This is a genomic window from Pseudomonas extremorientalis (genome assembly GCF_024584605.1).
In the GTDB taxonomy this organism is placed as follows: Bacteria; Pseudomonadota; Gammaproteobacteria; order Pseudomonadales; family Pseudomonadaceae; genus Aquipseudomonas; species Aquipseudomonas extremorientalis.
Genome location: NZ_CP089519.1, coordinates 3,667,616 through 3,682,676, shown reverse-complemented (window position 1 = coordinate 3,682,676; position 15,061 = coordinate 3,667,616). Strand labels below are relative to the sequence as shown.

Annotated in this window: 12 protein-coding genes; 10 read left to right on the top strand and 2 right to left on the bottom strand. The window is 64.5% G+C overall.

All coding sequences use genetic code 11. The annotated features are described in order from the left end of the window. The first annotated feature begins 1 nt into the window (after position 1). The 7 genes from LUU92_RS16265 to ubiT all read left to right on the top strand — a co-directional run bounded on the left by LUU92_RS16265 (position 2) and on the right by ubiT (position 5,394). Complete coding sequence (locus tag LUU92_RS16265) at positions 2 to 418, top strand: hypothetical protein (protein ID WP_257102305.1); 417 nt, start codon at positions 2 to 4, stop codon at positions 416 to 418. A 100-nt stretch (positions 419 to 518) separates the two neighbouring features. Then, positions 519 to 1,166: a pyridoxamine 5'-phosphate oxidase gene (gene pdxH, locus LUU92_RS16260; protein ID WP_102593161.1), complete on the top strand. Its 648-nt coding sequence runs from the start codon at positions 519 to 521 to the stop codon at positions 1,164 to 1,166. 83 nt (positions 1,167 to 1,249) lie between these two features. After that, positions 1,250 to 1,804: a molybdenum cofactor biosynthesis protein B gene (gene moaB, locus LUU92_RS16255; RefSeq protein WP_093123484.1), complete on the top strand. Its 555-nt coding sequence runs from the start codon at positions 1,250 to 1,252 to the stop codon at positions 1,802 to 1,804. Beyond that, positions 1,801 to 3,027 (top strand): molybdopterin molybdotransferase MoeA, encoded by a 1,227-nt coding sequence (locus LUU92_RS16250; protein ID WP_257102304.1) that lies wholly within the window; start codon positions 1,801 to 1,803, stop codon positions 3,025 to 3,027. The genes moaB and LUU92_RS16250 overlap by 4 nt, the downstream gene beginning before the upstream one ends. Positions 3,028 to 3,036: 9 nt before the next feature. Continuing rightward, on the top strand, positions 3,037 to 4,032 hold the full coding sequence (gene ubiU / locus LUU92_RS16245; RefSeq protein ID WP_257102303.1) for a ubiquinone anaerobic biosynthesis protein UbiU: 996 nt from the start codon (positions 3,037 to 3,039) through the stop codon (positions 4,030 to 4,032). Positions 4,033 to 4,042: 10 nt separating this feature from the next. Further along, complete coding sequence (locus tag LUU92_RS16240; RefSeq protein ID WP_092245413.1) at positions 4,043 to 4,933, top strand: U32 family peptidase; 891 nt, start codon at positions 4,043 to 4,045, stop codon at positions 4,931 to 4,933. Next, positions 4,927 to 5,394 (top strand): ubiquinone anaerobic biosynthesis accessory factor UbiT, encoded by a 468-nt coding sequence (gene ubiT, locus LUU92_RS16235; RefSeq protein WP_092245416.1) that lies wholly within the window; start codon positions 4,927 to 4,929, stop codon positions 5,392 to 5,394. The genes LUU92_RS16240 and ubiT overlap by 7 nt, the downstream gene beginning before the upstream one ends. A 428-nt stretch (positions 5,395 to 5,822) precedes the next feature. Here the strand turns inward: ubiT and narL are convergent, their stop codons facing one another. Both narL and LUU92_RS16225 read right to left on the bottom strand, forming a co-directional pair. Then, positions 5,823 to 6,470 (bottom strand): two-component system response regulator NarL, encoded by a 648-nt coding sequence (gene narL / locus LUU92_RS16230; RefSeq protein ID WP_092245419.1) that lies wholly within the window; start codon positions 6,468 to 6,470, stop codon positions 5,823 to 5,825. Next, entirely contained in the window at positions 6,467 to 8,269 is a 1,803-nt protein-coding gene (locus tag LUU92_RS16225) for a HAMP domain-containing protein (protein WP_257102302.1), read from the bottom strand. Before LUU92_RS16225 ends, narL begins: the two co-directional genes overlap by 4 nt. A 310-nt stretch (positions 8,270 to 8,579) precedes the next feature. On the opposite strand from LUU92_RS16225, the gene LUU92_RS16220 reads away from it, so the two are divergent. The 3 genes from LUU92_RS16220 to LUU92_RS16210 are packed head-to-tail and all read left to right on the top strand — an operon-like array spanning position 8,580 to position 15,061. Next, positions 8,580 to 9,830, top strand: a complete 1,251-nt coding sequence (locus tag LUU92_RS16220) for an MFS transporter (RefSeq protein ID WP_093123471.1) — start codon at positions 8,580 to 8,582, stop codon at positions 9,828 to 9,830. Positions 9,831 to 9,832: 2 nt separating this feature from the next. Further along, positions 9,833 to 11,230, top strand: coding sequence for a NarK family nitrate/nitrite MFS transporter (locus LUU92_RS16215; protein ID WP_257102301.1), 1,398 nt, complete (start codon positions 9,833 to 9,835; stop codon positions 11,228 to 11,230). Between the two features lie 57 nt (positions 11,231 to 11,287). Next, on the top strand, positions 11,288 to 15,061 hold the full coding sequence (locus LUU92_RS16210) for a nitrate reductase subunit alpha (RefSeq protein ID WP_257102300.1): 3,774 nt from the start codon (positions 11,288 to 11,290) through the stop codon (positions 15,059 to 15,061).

Below are 15,061 nucleotides of genomic sequence, written 5' to 3'. Positions count from 1 at the left end.
CATGTATTCAGTGCTATTGATGGTTCATCTGCTGGCGGCCAGCGCGTTCATCGGCACGCTGTTTTTTGAAGTGGTGATCTGGCACCGCGCCCGGGAGGAGTTGGCCTGGTCCGCGCAGTTCACCTGCGACCAGGCGATTGCCCGGCGCTCGCGACGGGTGCTGCATCTGGTGGTCATCGTGCTGTACGGCGCGGGCCTGGGGCTGGCCTGGCACTACTGGGGCGTGCCGTGGAACAGTCGTTTTGCGTGGCTGCTGAGCCTGAAAATCCTGCTGGCCCTGAGCATCATCGGGCACTACCTGTTGCTGGCGTACTGGCTGGGTAAACAGCGCCTGAGCGCCAAGCGTGCACGGTGGATTCGGCGCAGCATCCTCGCGCACATGGTGCTGATCGTGATCATCGCCAAGTCGTTGTGGTAAGCGGTATGCGGCGTCATGCCGCGGCCGATTGTTGATCGCGGTCAAGGGATAACGGTGCGCCAGTTCCCACACTGTGGCGAACTTTCTGGAGGACCGCGCCATGCCCCTGTCCCTTGCGCAATTGCGCCGCAACTACACCCTCTACGGCCTTCGCGACGACTGCCCGCAGGCCGACCCGCTGGAGCTGTTCGGCCAGTGGCTGGATCAGGCCCGCAAGACCGAAGTGCCGCCCGCCGAGGCCAACAGCATGGCCCTGGCCACGGTGGACGGCCAGGGGCATGCCCACTGCCGCATCCTGCTGCTCAAGGGCTTCAGCGCCGACGGGTTTTTCTTTTTTGGCAATTACCAGAGCGCCAAGGGCCATGAACTGGCGGACAACCCCCATGCTGCCATGACGTTCTTCTGGCCGGGCCTGGAGCGCCAGGTGCGTATCGAAGGCCCGGTGGTGAAGGCCGATGCCGAGCTGTCGGACGACTACTTCGATGCCCGCCCGGCCGCCAGTCAGTTGGGCAGCTGGGCCTCGCCCCAGAGCCAGCCCCTGGCCCATCGCAGTGAGTTGGAAGGGCGTCTGCGTGAGGTCACCGAGCGTTTTGCCGGGCGCCAGCCGCCCCGGCCCGAGCACTGGGGCGGCTACTGCCTGCAACCCCGGCGTATCGAGTTCTGGCAAGGCCGGCCGGACCGCTTGCACGATCGTCTCGACTACCGCCTGCATGACGCCGGGTGGCAGCGCACGCGCCTGGCCCCCTGACGGCATACCTCCTTCGAGGAATAGGCCCTGCGCCCGATGCGGTGCAGGCTGGACGCATCTTTTCAACGCCTGGAGCCTGGATCATGGCCCATCTGACCCAATGCAGTTTCGTTTCCCTGAACATCGCGGTGCTGACCATCAGCGACACCCGCACCTACGACACCGACACCTCCGGGGACACGCTGGTGGACCGCCTGCAACGTGCCGGCCACATGCTGATCGACCGGGGCATCGTGATGGATGACATCTACCAGATCCGCGCACGCGTCTCGCAATGGATCGCCGACCCGCAGGTGCAAGTGGTGCTGATGACCGGTGGCACCGGCTTCACCGCGCGCGACAACACGCCCCAGGCGGTGTTGCCGCTGCTGGACAAACAGGTGGACGGCTTTGGCGAGTTGTTCCGCCAGGTGTCCCTGGCGGAAATCGGCATGTCGACCCTGCAATCCCGGGCCCTGGCCGGTTTCAGCAACGGCGTGCTGGTGTGCTGCATGCCCGGTTCGCCGGGGGCCTGTCGTACTGCCTGGGACCAGATCCTGGTTGGCCAGTTGGACAGCCGTACCGGCCCGTGCAATTTTGCGCCGCACCTCAAGCCGCAACTCGATCAGATACTCGCTGCTTGTGAGACGCGCTCATGAGTCCCTGCGACAGCGGCGACCTGCTGCCGGTGGAAGAGGCCATCGAGCAGTTGCTGGCCCAGGCGCCGCCGCCACCGGCCACCGAAATGCTTGCGTTGGCCCAGGCCCTGGGCCGGGTGACCGCCGAAGAGGTGTTCTCGCCCCGCGACCTGCCGGGTTGGGACAACAGCGCCATGGACGGCTACGCCCTGCGCGCGTTTGACGTGCCGGAGCAGGGCGGCTACCTGGAAGTGGTCGGGCGGATCGCCGCCGGGCACAGCACGGACGTGCCGTTGCAGCCCGGGCAAGCCGTGCGCATCTTCACCGGTGCGCCGCTGCCGCCGGGTGCCGACAGCGTGGTGCCGCAGGAGCGCTGCCGGGTGTATGGCCAGCGCATCTGGTGCCCGCCGTTGCGCCTGGGCGAACACGTTCGCAAGCGCGGCGAAGAGCTGCAACGCGGGCAACGAGTACTGAGCGCCGGCAAACGCCTGCGCGCCCAGGAACTCGGCCTGTTGGCGGCGGCGGGCATTCCCCGGGTCAAGGTCTACCGGCCTCTGCGCGTGTGCCTGCTCAGCAGTGGCGATGAACTGCGCGAGCCGGGCGAGTCGCTGGCGCCGGGGCAGATCTACAACAGCAATCGCTACCTTGTGGCGGCGTTGCTGCGTGGTTGGGGCGTGGAGGTACACGACTACGGCGTGATGGCCGACGCCCTGGCGGCCAGCCGCGATGCGTTGATGCTGGCCTCGTCTGAGTGCGACCTGCTGCTGACCACCGGCGGCGTGTCGGTGGGTGAAGAGGACCATCTCAAACAGGCAATCCAGGCACTGGGCAAGGTCGAGTTCTGGCGCCTGGCGATCCAGCCCGGCAAACCCCTGGCGTTCGGCCAAGTGGCCGGCAAACCCTGGATCGGCCTGCCGGGCAACCCCACGGCCGCGCTGGTCACCACGCTGATCGTGGTGCGCCCGTTCCTGCTGCGCGCCCAAGGTGTGGAGCGGGTGTTGCCGGTGCCTGTCAGCGTGCCGGCGGCCTTCGAGTGGCTCAAACCCAACAAGCGCCGCCAGTACCTGCGAGCGCGCTTGAGCCCCGACAGCGATGGGCAGCTGCTCGCCATCCTGCACCCTCAGCAAAGCTCGGCGATGCTCGCCGCCGCCTGCTGGGCCGATGGCCTGGTGATCGTCGAGCGCGAGCAGCAGGTGCTCAAGGGTGCCGCCGTGCCGTTCCTGTCGTTTGCCGATTTTCAATAAGGAGCCACCATGCAACTGGTCTGCCCGGCAGGCAACCTGCCTGCGCTGAAAGCCGCTGTACGCCAAGGCGCCGACGCGGTGTACGTGGGTTTTCGCGATGACACCAATGCCCGGCACTTCGCCGGGCTGAACATGGACGACAAGCAGTTCGACGCTGCTGTCGCCCATATCCGCCAGCACCAGCGCAAGCTCTACGTGGCGGTCAACACCTACCCGCAACCGAAAATCTGGTCGCGCTGGCAACGCGCCGTGGACCGTGCCGCTGACCATGGCGTGGACGCCCTGATCGCCGGCGACCCCGGCGTTCTCGGCTACGCCGCGCAACGTCATCCACAGCTGGCGTTGCACCTGTCGGTGCAGGGCTCGGCCACCCATGCGGCGGCGTTGAAATTCTATGTGGAACGCTACGGCATCCGGCGCGCCGTGTTGCCTCGGGTGTTGTCGTTGGCCCAGGTCAAGCAGGTGGCTGCCAGCGGCACGGTGCCCATCGAGGTGTTCGGCTTTGGCAGCCTGTGCATCATGGCCGAAGGGCGTTGCCATCTGTCCTCCTACATCACCGGCGAATCCCCCAACCTGTGCGGCGTGTGTTCGCCGGCCAAGGCGGTGCGCTGGAGCGAGGACGCCGATGGCCTCAGCGCACGCCTGAGCAAAGTGCTGATCGACCGCTACACCCCGGACGAACCCGCCGGCTACCCGACCCTCTGCAAGGGCCGCTTCCTGGTGGGCGGCAAGCGCTTTCATGCGCTGGAAGAGCCCACCAGCCTCGACACCCTGGACCTGTTGCCCGAACTCAGTGCCATCGGCGTGGAAGCGGTGAAGATCGAAGGCCGGCAACGCAGCCCGGCCTATGTGGAGCAAATTACCCGCGTATGGCGCGCCGCCCTCGACGCCCATCGCAGCAGCCCGGCCCATTTCGCGGTCCAGGACCAATGGCGCCAGGTGCTTGCCGGGCTTTCCGAAGGCAGCCAGACCACCCTGGGGGCTTACCATCGTGCATGGCAATGAGGACACACACATGAAGCTCAGCCTGGGACCGGTGCTGTTTTATTGGGACAAGGAACAGTTGGGGCGCTTCTACGCCGACATGGCCGCCTTGCCCCTGGACGTGATTTACCTGGGGGAAACCGTGTGCGCCAAACGCCGCGCGCTGAACCTGGATCAATGGCTGGGCCTGGGGCGTGAGTTGCAGGCGTGCAGCCCGGCGCAGATCGTGCTGTCGAGCCTTACCCTGATCGAAGCCGCGTCCGAACTCTCCAGCCTGCGCCGCCTGTGCGACAACGGCGAGTTGCTGGTGGAGGCCAACGACATGGGCGCCGTGCAGTTGCTGATCGAGCGCAAAGTGCCCTTTGTCGGCGGCCCGGCGCTCAACCTCTACAACGGCCACGCCCTGGTGCAACTGCTCGACGCAGGCATGCAGCGCTGGGTGCCGCCGGTGGAATGCTCCCACGGGCTGATCGCCGATGTGCTGGAGCAGGTCCGCGAACTGGGGCGGCCGCTGCCCGAGGTGGAGATCTTCGCCTACGGCCATTTGCCCCTGGCGTACTCGGCGCGCTGCTTCAGCGCCCGTGCGGAAAACCGGCCCAAGGACGACTGTCAGTTCTGTTGCATCAATTACCCGGATGGCATGGCGTTGACCAGCCAGGAGGGGCAGGCGCTGTTTACCTTGAATGGGATTCAGACGATGTCCGCCGAGGTGACCAACTTGCTGGCGGACTATCCCGGTCTGGTGGCCTGTGGCGCCGACCTGTTGCGCCTGAGCCCACGGGCCGAGGGCATGGCCGAGGTGGTGCGTGCCTTCGACGAGGTGCGCCAGGGGGCCACGCCGCCGTTGGTGGTGAGTGGCTGCAACGGTTACTGGCATGGGCAGGCCGGCATGTTACGGGTCGAGGAGGTGGGGTTGTGTTGAGTCGCAAGCAATGGTTGCTCAAGGGCGCTGACCGGGTATTGCCGCTGGTTCGCCGTGTGCCTTTCGCAGTGCAGCGCCTGGCGTTGCAACAGGGGCTCAACCGCTGCCTGGCCGAGCCGCTGCGCGACGGCGGTTTTGACCTGCTGCGCGGGCGCTGGCTGTGCCTGCGGATTCCGGACCTGGGTTTGTGCTGGTACCTGACATTGACGCGGGACGGGTTGCGGATTGCGCAGAAGGCGCAGGCCCAGGTGACCATCAGCGGCAATTGGCGCGAATTTCTATTGCTGGCCAGTCGGCAGGAAGACCCGGATACGTTGTTCTTCCGGCGGCGCCTGGTGATCGAAGGGGACACGGAGCTGGGGTTGGGTTTGAAGAACCTGATCGACAGCCTCGACCCGGAGGTCTTGCCGCCCTGGTTGTGGCGCAATCTGGAGCGGGCCGGGCGGGGGCTTGCGACCTGACGGCATCTGCGCCCTGGGGGTTGGGGTATGCCTCGTTGGGGGGGGGCTCGGTGGGCATATGTCGGTGGGCATATCCGTTTCTTCGGTAACGGCCGCCTATGGTTCCGCCCTTACGGCGGGTCACTTTTGAAAAGAGCCCAAAAGTAACCAAACCAGGATGAACGCGGCGACCTCACTGTTTTTTGGGGCTGCTTCGCAGCCCGACGCGGGGCAAGCCCGCTCGCCACAGTAAGTGGGTTACACAGCACAAAAAGCGTATCTGCGATGCGCAGCGAGTCGCTCTTGCTTTTGATCTTCGGCGCCCCGTCAACCCTGTGTCCGGTCCATACAGCGCTCTTCCAAAAGTGACCCGCTGTAAGAGCGGAACCGTCAACAGCCGTTACCTAAATAACGGATATGTACTCACACCCCTCAACCTCAAAAAAAACTCACCCGACCTGCCTCAAATGCTCCATCGCCCAAACCGCCGCTTCCACCCGCGACCTCAACCCCAGCTTATGCAGCAAATTCTTCACATGCACCTTCACCGTCCCCTCGGTAATCCCCAACTTATGCCCGATCACCTTGTTGCTGTAGCCACTGGCAATCGTCTTCAACACCTGCCGCTCCCGCTCGGTCAATTCCACCGCCGCATGGGGTTGCGGCGAGCGCAGCGCCTGGGCCAGGACCCTGGTCAAGCCAGGGCTGATCACCAATGCACCATGCAACGCATCACGGATAAACTCGACCACCAATTCCGGTTCCATGTCCTTGAGCAGGTACCCATTGGCATCCAGGCGCAGCGCATCGCGAATATCGTCTTCAGCGTCGGACACGGTAAACAGCAACACCTTGCCCGCGTAGTCCATGGCCCGCAGGCGGCGCAGGGTTTCCAGGCCGTTCATCTGCGGCATGTTGTTGTCCAGCAGCACCAGGTCCGGTTGCAGGCTGGCGATCCGGTCGAGGGCTTCCTGGCCGTTGCCGGCCTCGCCGACCACGTGCAGGTCATCTTCCAGTTCTAGGATCTGGCGCATGCCGTGGCGCATCATCGGGTGGTCGTCGACCAGCAGGATCCGGTGACGAAGAGGGACGTTCATGAGGTGCTGCCTTGTAGGGTGTGGCCGAGGAATTCCGGCTGGAAACGCAGTTGCACGCGGGTGCCCTGGGGCTCGCGTGGGCTGATCTCAAGCAGGCCGTGCAGGCTGCGGGCGCGTTCGTCCATGATGGTCAGGCCGTGGTGTTCGCGCTGGTCGACGGCGCCGCAGAAGCCCCGGCCATCATCTTCGATGCTCAGGCTCACGGTCTCGCCGACCTGGCGCAGTTGCAGCCAGGCATTCTGTGCATGGGCGTGGCGCAGGCAGTTGGACAGCGCCTCGCGGGTGATCTGCAGCATGTGAATCTGCTCGCTGGCCGACAGCTGGAAGGCCAGGGCGTCCGCGTGCAAGTGCACCTGGAATTCGCCGCGTCGGGAGAATTCTTCGGCGGTGTCCTGCAGCTCCTGCACCAGCCCGGCGTCGTGGATCTGCAGGCGGAAGGTGGTGAGCAATTCGCGCAGTTGGCGGTAGGCGTTGTTCAGGCCATCGCGCAGTTCGCTGGTGACGGAGGCCAGGGTTTCCACCGGCTCGCCACGGCGGATCAGGGTTTGCATGCGGCTCACTTGCAGCTTCATGTAGGACAGCGCCTGGGCCAGGGAGTCGTGCAGTTCGCGGGCGATGATGGTGCGCTCGTCCAGCAGCAACAGGCGGTGGTCCTGCTCGCGCTGGCGCTTGAGCGACAGCGAGGTGCCGATCAGGTTGGCCAGGGCCTGGATCAGTTGTTTTTCCCAGTCCTGGGGCGGGTGGCCATCGAGGAAGTGCGCCTTGAGTTCGCCCAGTTCCGTGCCCTGGTTACTGATACTGAACACCTGCGGTGGTGCGGCCTTGTGTTTCTGGCAGGTGGCGCAGTCGCCGATGGCGCACACGTTGCGGCTGTTCTCGCCGTGCAGGGCCAGCATCTGCTGGGCCGGGGCAAGGAAGTGACCTTGCAGGCACAGCGACAGGCGCAGGCCCGGCAGGCGTTTCTGGAAGCGCCGGATCAGTTCATCCAGGCCCTCGGCGTTGGCCAGGCGCGTGGCCAGGCTGCGGCTGCTCTGGTAGAGCAGTTCGAGGGCGGCGTTGGCTTGTTGCAGGTTGAGGGTCTTGAGCTGTACCTGGGTTTCCAGGGTGCGATGGGAGGCCTCGATGGTCTCGGCCATGGCGTTGAAACTCAGGGCCAGTTGACCCAGTTCATCCTCGGAGCGGTGGTTGACCCGGGTCTTGAAGTCGCCGTCGCGAAAACGCCGGGTGGCGTGCACCAGTTCTTCCAGCGGGTTGACCACGCCGTACTGCAACTCGTACAGGCCGAGCAGCAGGATGATCAAGGTGCTGAACAATGCCAGGCCCTGGATGCCTTGCTGCCAGCTCTGCTTCTGTTCGCTCTGTTGCTGCAACAGGCTGACGAACTGGTTCAGTTGCTCGACGAACGCCGGCGCGCGGGCCTGGAACAAGTCGGCATCACCGCGGATTACCGCCGGGCGCAGTTCGGTGTCCCAGCGTTGGCGGATCTGCTGGTAACTCTGCAACAGGGCGCTTTGCGGGCCGTCTTCCAGCGCCGCCTTGAGCGAGGGGCTGTCGAGCCGGCGTTGCAGGCTCTGGCTGACCTCGGCGACCTCATCCGCGCGCGCGCCGGCCGCCAGCTTCCAGCTGAGGTGGTAGGTCTCCATGCGCACCGAGCCTGCGGTGTTGATCGTTGCGGCGTCGCCCTGGCTGAACCAGGCGATCAGCCCGGCGCTGAGGGAGCTGGCCAGGGCCAGGATCGCGATCAGGATCACCGCCAGGCCGGCGCGCGCGGGCAGGGAGCTGCGCAGCCAGTCAAGCATGACGGTGCAGTCGGAGTGGATGGCAGAGCAGCATGGTCGCACCTGGAGCGGGAAAGGGGGGTGTCAATGGCCTTCCCTGGCGCACTACCTCTAAAGAATTGCCGGCGAACCCTCCCACGGACAAAAGCCGGCACAAGAGAACAATCCATTGATAAATAAAGGCTTTCTCTTGTTCTGGTGCCTACCTCCTTGGAGGTAGACGCGGCGAGCATAGCCCCATACCCACCCGGCGGACGTTGACCTGGGTCAAGTTCCACCCAAGTGCCGCCCCTAACCTGCGCCCATGGAATCACTTTCTGGAGCGCATACCGTGACTCAACCCCGTATAAGACAAGGCCTGGTGCTGGGCATGAGCACCCTGGCCTTCACCGTCTGCTTTATGGTGTGGATGATGTTCGCCGTGCTTGGCGTGCCCATCAAGGAGCTGCTGCAACTCAACGAAACCCAGTTCGGCCTGCTGGCCGCTACGCCGGTATTGACCGGCTCCCTGGTACGCCTGCCACTGGGGCTGCTCACCGACCGTTTCGGCGGGCGCATCGTGTTCTTCCTGCTGATGCTCGCCTGCGTGTTGCCGCTGTACCTGATCACCTACGCCACCGCCTACTGGCAGTTCCTGGTGCTGGGCCTGTTTGTCGGCCTGGCCGGCGGCTCGTTTTCGGTGGGCATCGCCTACGTCGCCAAATGGTTCGACAAGCACAACCAGGGCTTCGCCATGGGCGTGTTCGGCGCCGGCAACGCGGGGGCGGCGGTGACCAAGTTTCTCGCGCCCGGCCTGATCGCCCTCGGCACCTGGCATCTGGTGCCCAAGGTATTCAGCGCGATCCTGTTTATCACCGCGCTGCTGTTCTGGTTCCTCACCAGCGAAAACAAGGCCCACCGCAGCGCCGGCGGCGCTTCCTTGCGCCAGCAGTTGCTGTGCCTCAAAGACCCGGCCGTGTGGCGCTACTGCCAGTACTACTCGATTGTGTTCGGCGGCTATGTGGCGCTGGCGCTGTGGGTGACCAAGTACTACGTGCAGGAATACGGTTTCAGCCTGCAAAGCGCTGCGCTGCTGGCTGCGTGTTTCTCGCTGCCGGGTGGTGTGCTGCGCGCCGTGGGCGGCTGGATGTCCGACCGCTGGGGCGCGCAGAGCGTGACCTGGTGGGTGTTGTGGGTGAGCTGGGTGTGCCTGTTCCTGCTCAGCTACCCGCAGACCCAACTGCAGGTGATGACCGTCAACGGCCCGTTGGATTTCCACATCGGCCTCACGCCTGCGCTGTTCACCGTGCTGCTGTTCGTGATGGGCATCGCCTTCGCGTTCGGCAAGGCCTCGGTGTTCAAGTACATCGCCAACGACTACCCGCAAAACATGGGCGCGGTGTCCGGCATCGTCGGCCTGGCCGGTGGTCTGGGTGGCTTTGTGCTGCCGATTATGTTCGGCGCCCTGGTGGACCTCACCGGCGTGCGCTCTTCCTGCTTCATGTTGATGTACGGCGTGGTCTGGGTGTCCCTCGCCTGGATGTACTTCAGCGAAATCCGCAAACAACCGCTGCTCGGCAAGCCCGCGCTCCAAGGAGAATGATCATGTCCATTGCGCAAAAGCCCACCTCGGGCCCGGTGATCCATGACTGGCGCCCCGAAGACCCGGCGTTCTGGGGCGCCAGCGGCAAGAAGACCGCCACCCGCAACCTGTGGATCTCGATCCCCGCGCTGTTGCTGGCCTTTGCCGTGTGGATGGTGTGGAGCACGGTGATCGTGCGCCTCAACGCCATCGGCTTCAGCTTCAGCACCGACCAGCTGTTCTGGCTGGCGGCACTGCCGGGCCTGTCTGGCGCGACGTTGCGGGTGTTCTACTCGTTCATGGTGCCGATCTTCGGCGGGCGCCGCTGGACCGCCCTGAGTACCGCGTCGTTGCTGCTGCCGTCGCTGTGGATGGGCTTCGCGGTGCAGGACCCCGACACGCCGTACAGCGTGTTCGTATTGATCGCGTTGCTGTGCGGTTTCGGCGGCGGCAACTTCGCTTCGAGCATGTCCAACATCAGCTTTTTCTACCCCAAGGCGCAGCAGGGCACCGCCCTCGGTTTGAACGCCGGCCTGGGTAACCTGGGCGTGTCGGTGATGCAGTTCTGCGTGCCGCTGGTGATCACCTTCGGGGTGTTCGGCCTGATGGGCGGGCAACCGCAAACCCTGGCCGACGGCAGCCAGCTGTGGCTGCAGAACGCCGGTTTCATCTGGGTGCCATTCATCCTCACCGTCACCGTGGCCGCGTGGTTCGGCATGAATGACCTGTCCAGCGCCCGTGCGTCGTTCAGCGACCAGGCGGTGATCTTCAAACGCAAGCACAACTGGCTGATGTGCTGGTTGTACCTTGCGACCTTCGGTTCATTCATCGGTTTTTCGGCGGCGTTCCCGCTGCTGATCAAGACCTCGTTTCCCGAGGTGGTGGCGCTGAAATTCGCCTTTCTCGGCCCGCTGGTGGGCGCGCTGGTACGCCCGCTCGGCGGCTGGCTGGCGGACAAACTGGGCGGTGCGCGGGTGACCCTGTGGAACTTCGTGCTGATGATCGCGATGGTGTTCGGCGTGCTGCACTTTCTGCCGCAGAACGGGCAGGGCGGCAGCTTCTACGGCTTTCTCGGCCTGTTCATGCTGCTGTTCATTACCACCGGCATCGGCAACGGCTCCACCTTCCGCATGATCCCGGTGATCTTCCGCACCCTTCACGAGAAGGCCAGCGCCGGTAAACCCGCTGCGGTGCGTGAACAGGCCCTGAAGGATGCCGGCAAGGAATCAGCTGCGGTGCTGGGGTTCAGCTCGGCCATGGGCGCGTTCGGCGCGTTCTTCATCCCCAAATCCTTCGGCAGTTCCATGGCCGCCACTGGCAGCCCGGCCATGGCCTTCTACATGTTTGTCGGTTTCTACCTGAGCTGCATCGTCGTGACCTGGTGGTGGTACGCCCGTAAGGGCTGCGCCACACCCTGCTAGTCCGACCTGAATTCGCGGGGCAACGCACCCCACGGCACGCCTGATGAGGAAAGCACCATGAGTCACTTACTGGATCAACTGCGGTTCTTCAACCGCAAGCAAGACGAGTTCTCCGACGGCCACGGCGAGACCCGCAAGGAGTCCCGCGACTGGGAAAACGTCTACCGTTCGCGCTGGCAGTACGACAAGATCGTGCGCTCCACCCACGGGGTGAACTGCACCGGCTCGTGCTCGTGGAAGATCTACGTGAAGAACGGTCTGATCACCTGGGAAACCCAGCAGACCGACTACCCGCGCACCCGCAACGACCTGCCCAACCACGAACCCCGTGGCTGCCCGCGTGGCGCCAGCTACAGCTGGTACATCTACAGCGCCAACCGGCTCAAATACCCGAAGATCCGCAAGCCGTTGCTCAAGCTGTGGCGTGAAGCGCGCCTGACCATGGCTCCGGTGGAGGCCTGGGCGAGCATTGTCGAGGACAAGGCCAAGGCCGAGTCGTACAAGAGCAAGCGCGGCATGGGCGGTTTCATTCGCTCCAACTGGGAGGAGGTCAACGAGATCATCGCTGCCTCCAACGTCTACACCATCAAGCAATACGGGCCGGACCGCATCGTCGGCTTCTCGCCGATCCCGGCCATGTCCATGGTCAGCTACGCCGCCGGCTCGCGTTACCTGTCGCTGCTGGGCGGGGTGTGCCTGAGTTTCTATGACTGGTACTGCGACCTGCCACCGGCCTCGCCGATGGTGTGGGGCGAGCAGACCGACGTGCCGGAATCGGCCGACTGGTACAACTCCAACTACATCATTGCCTGGGGTTCCAACGTCCCGCAGACCCGTACGCCGGACGCGCATTTCTTCACCGAGGTGCGCTACAAGGGCACCAAGACCGTGGCCATCACCCCCGACTATTCGGAAGTGGCCAAGCTCACCGACCTGTGGCTCAACCCCAAGCAGGGTACCGACGCGGCGTTGGCCCAGGCCTTCAATCATGTGATCTTCAAGGAGTTCCATCTCGACCACCCGAGTACCTATTTCACCGACTACGCCAAGCGCTTCACCGACCTGCCGGTGCTGGTGATGCTCAAACCCGTGACCGGGTTTGCCCCCGGCGCCGGCTTCCAGCCCGACCGCTTCCTGCGCGCCTCGGACCTCACCGGCAACCTGGGCCAGGACAACAACCCGGAATGGAAAACCATCGCCCTCGATGAGAGCGGTGAGCTGGTGTCGCCACAAGGTTCCATCGGCTACCGCTGGGGCGAGAAGGGCAAGTGGAACATTCTCGCCAAAGAGGGCGGCGAAGGCCGTGCCATCGACCTCAAGCTCAGCCTGATCGGCGCAGACGTGGCCGAAGTCGGCTTCCCGTACTTTGCCGGTGAAGCCCACGAACACTTCCAGCACGTGGCCGGTGACGCGGTGCAGTTCCGCCGCGTGCCGGTGCACAGCGTGACGTTGGCCGATGGCAGCATGGCCAAGGTCGCCACGGTGTTCGACCTGTCGGCGGCCAACCTGGCCATCGACCGTGGCCTGGGCGGCAGCAACGTGGCCGGGGACTACGACGACGCCAGCGTACCGGGCACCCCGGCCTGGCAGGAAGCGATCACCGGCGTCAGCCGCGAGAAAGCCATCCAGATCGCCCGTGAGTTCGCCGACAACGCCGACAAGACCAAGGGGCGCTCAATGATCATCGTCGGCGCGGCGATGAACCACTGGTACCACATGGACATGAACTACCGCGGGCTGATCAACATGCTCATGCTCTGCGGTTGCGTCGGCCAGACCGGGGGCGGCTGGGCCCACTATGTCGGCCAGGAAAAACTGCGCCCGCAATGCGGCTGGTTGCCCCTGGCGTTCGGCCTGGACTGGAGCCGCCCGCCACGCCAGATGAACGGCACCAGCTTCTTCTACGGCCACAGCTCGCAGTGGCGCCACGAAAAAATGAACATGCACGACGTGTTGTCGCCGATGGCGGACAAGTCGCAGTTCCCCACCCATGCACTGGACTACAACATCCGCGCCGAACGCGCCGGCTGGTTGCCCAGCGCGCCGCAACTGAACACCAACCCGCTGCATATCTGCCGGGACGCGGCCGCCGCCGGCATGGAGCCCAAAGACTACGTCATCAAGGCCTGGCAGGACGGCACCTTGCGCTTTGCCTGCGAGCAACCGGACAGCCCGGTGAACTTCCCGCGCAACATGTTCATCTGGCGTTCCAACCTGCTCGGTTCGTCGGGCAAGGGCCATGAGTACATGCTCAAGTACCTGCTCGGCACCAAGAACGGCGTGATGAACGAAGACATTGGCTTTGCCGGCGAAAGCAAGCCCACCGAAGCCGAATGGGTCGACGACGGCGCCATCGGCAAGCTCGACCTGGTGACCACCCTGGACTTCCGCATGTCGTCCACCTGCGTGTACTCCGACATCGTCTTGCCGACCGCCACCTGGTACGAAAAAGACGACATGAACACCTCGGACATGCACCCGTTCATCCACCCGTTGTCGGCAGCCATCGACCCGGCGTGGGAGTCGCGTTCCGACTGGGAAATCTACAAGGGCATTGCCAAGGCGTTCTCGGCCATGGCGGTCGGGCACCTGGGCGTCGAGCAGGACCTGGTGACCGTGCCGCTGATGCACGACAGCGTCGGCGAACTGGCCCAGCCGTTCGGTGGCACCGACTGGAAAAGCGCCGGTGTGGCGCCTGTACCCGGCAAGAACGCGCCGAACATGGCGGTGGTGGAGCGTGACTACCCGAACATCTACAAGAAATTCACCTCCCTTGGGCCCTTGCTGGAAAAACTCGGCAACGGCGGCAAGGGCATCAACTGGAACACCGATGACGAGGTGGCCTTCCTCGGCGAGCTGAACCATCACGAAGGCGACGCGGGCATCAGCCATGGCCGGCCGAAGATCGATACCGCCATCGATGCGGCCGAGGTGATCCTGTCCCTGGCCCCGGAAACCAACGGCCATGTGGCGGTCAAGGCCTGGGCGGCGCTGTCGGCCTTCACCGGCATCGACCACAGCCACCTGGCGCTGCCCAAGGCGCATGAGGCGATCCGCTTCCGCGACATCCAGGCGCAGCCGCGCAAGATCATCTCCAGCCCCACCTGGTCGGGCCTGGAAGACGACCACGTGAGCTACAACGCCGGCTACACCAACGTCCACGAAAACATCCCATGGCGCACCATCACCGGCCGCCAGCAGTTCTACCAGGACCACCCGTGGATGCAGGCGTTCGGCGAACAACTGATGAGCTACCGGCCACCGGTCAACACCCGCACCATCGAAGGGGTGAAGGGCAAGCGCAGCAATGGTGAGACCGAGATCGTGCTGAACTGGATTACCCCGCATCAGAAATGGGGCATCCACAGCACCTACAGCGACAACCTGCTGATGCTCACCCTGAGCCGTGGCGGGCCGATCGTCTGGCTCTCGGAGATCGACGCGAAACGCGCCGGCATCGAGGACAACGACTGGATCGAATGCTTCAACGTCAACGGCGCGCTGACCGCCCGCGCGGTGGTCAGCCAGCGCGTGAAGGAGGGCATGGTGATGATGTACCACGCCCAGGAACGCATCGTGAACGTGCCCGGTTCGGAGACCACCAAGACCCGTGGCGGCCACCACAACTCGGTGACCCGCGTGGTGCTCAAGCCGACCCACATGATCGGTGGCTACGCCCAGCAGGCCTACGGTTTCAACTATTACGGCACGGTCGGTTGCAACCGCGACGAGTTCGTCGTGGTGCGCAAGATGGCCAAGGTCGACTGGCTCGATGGTTCCACCGGCGATGACTTGCCGCGCCCATTGCCGACCGATATCGAGGAGAACTGA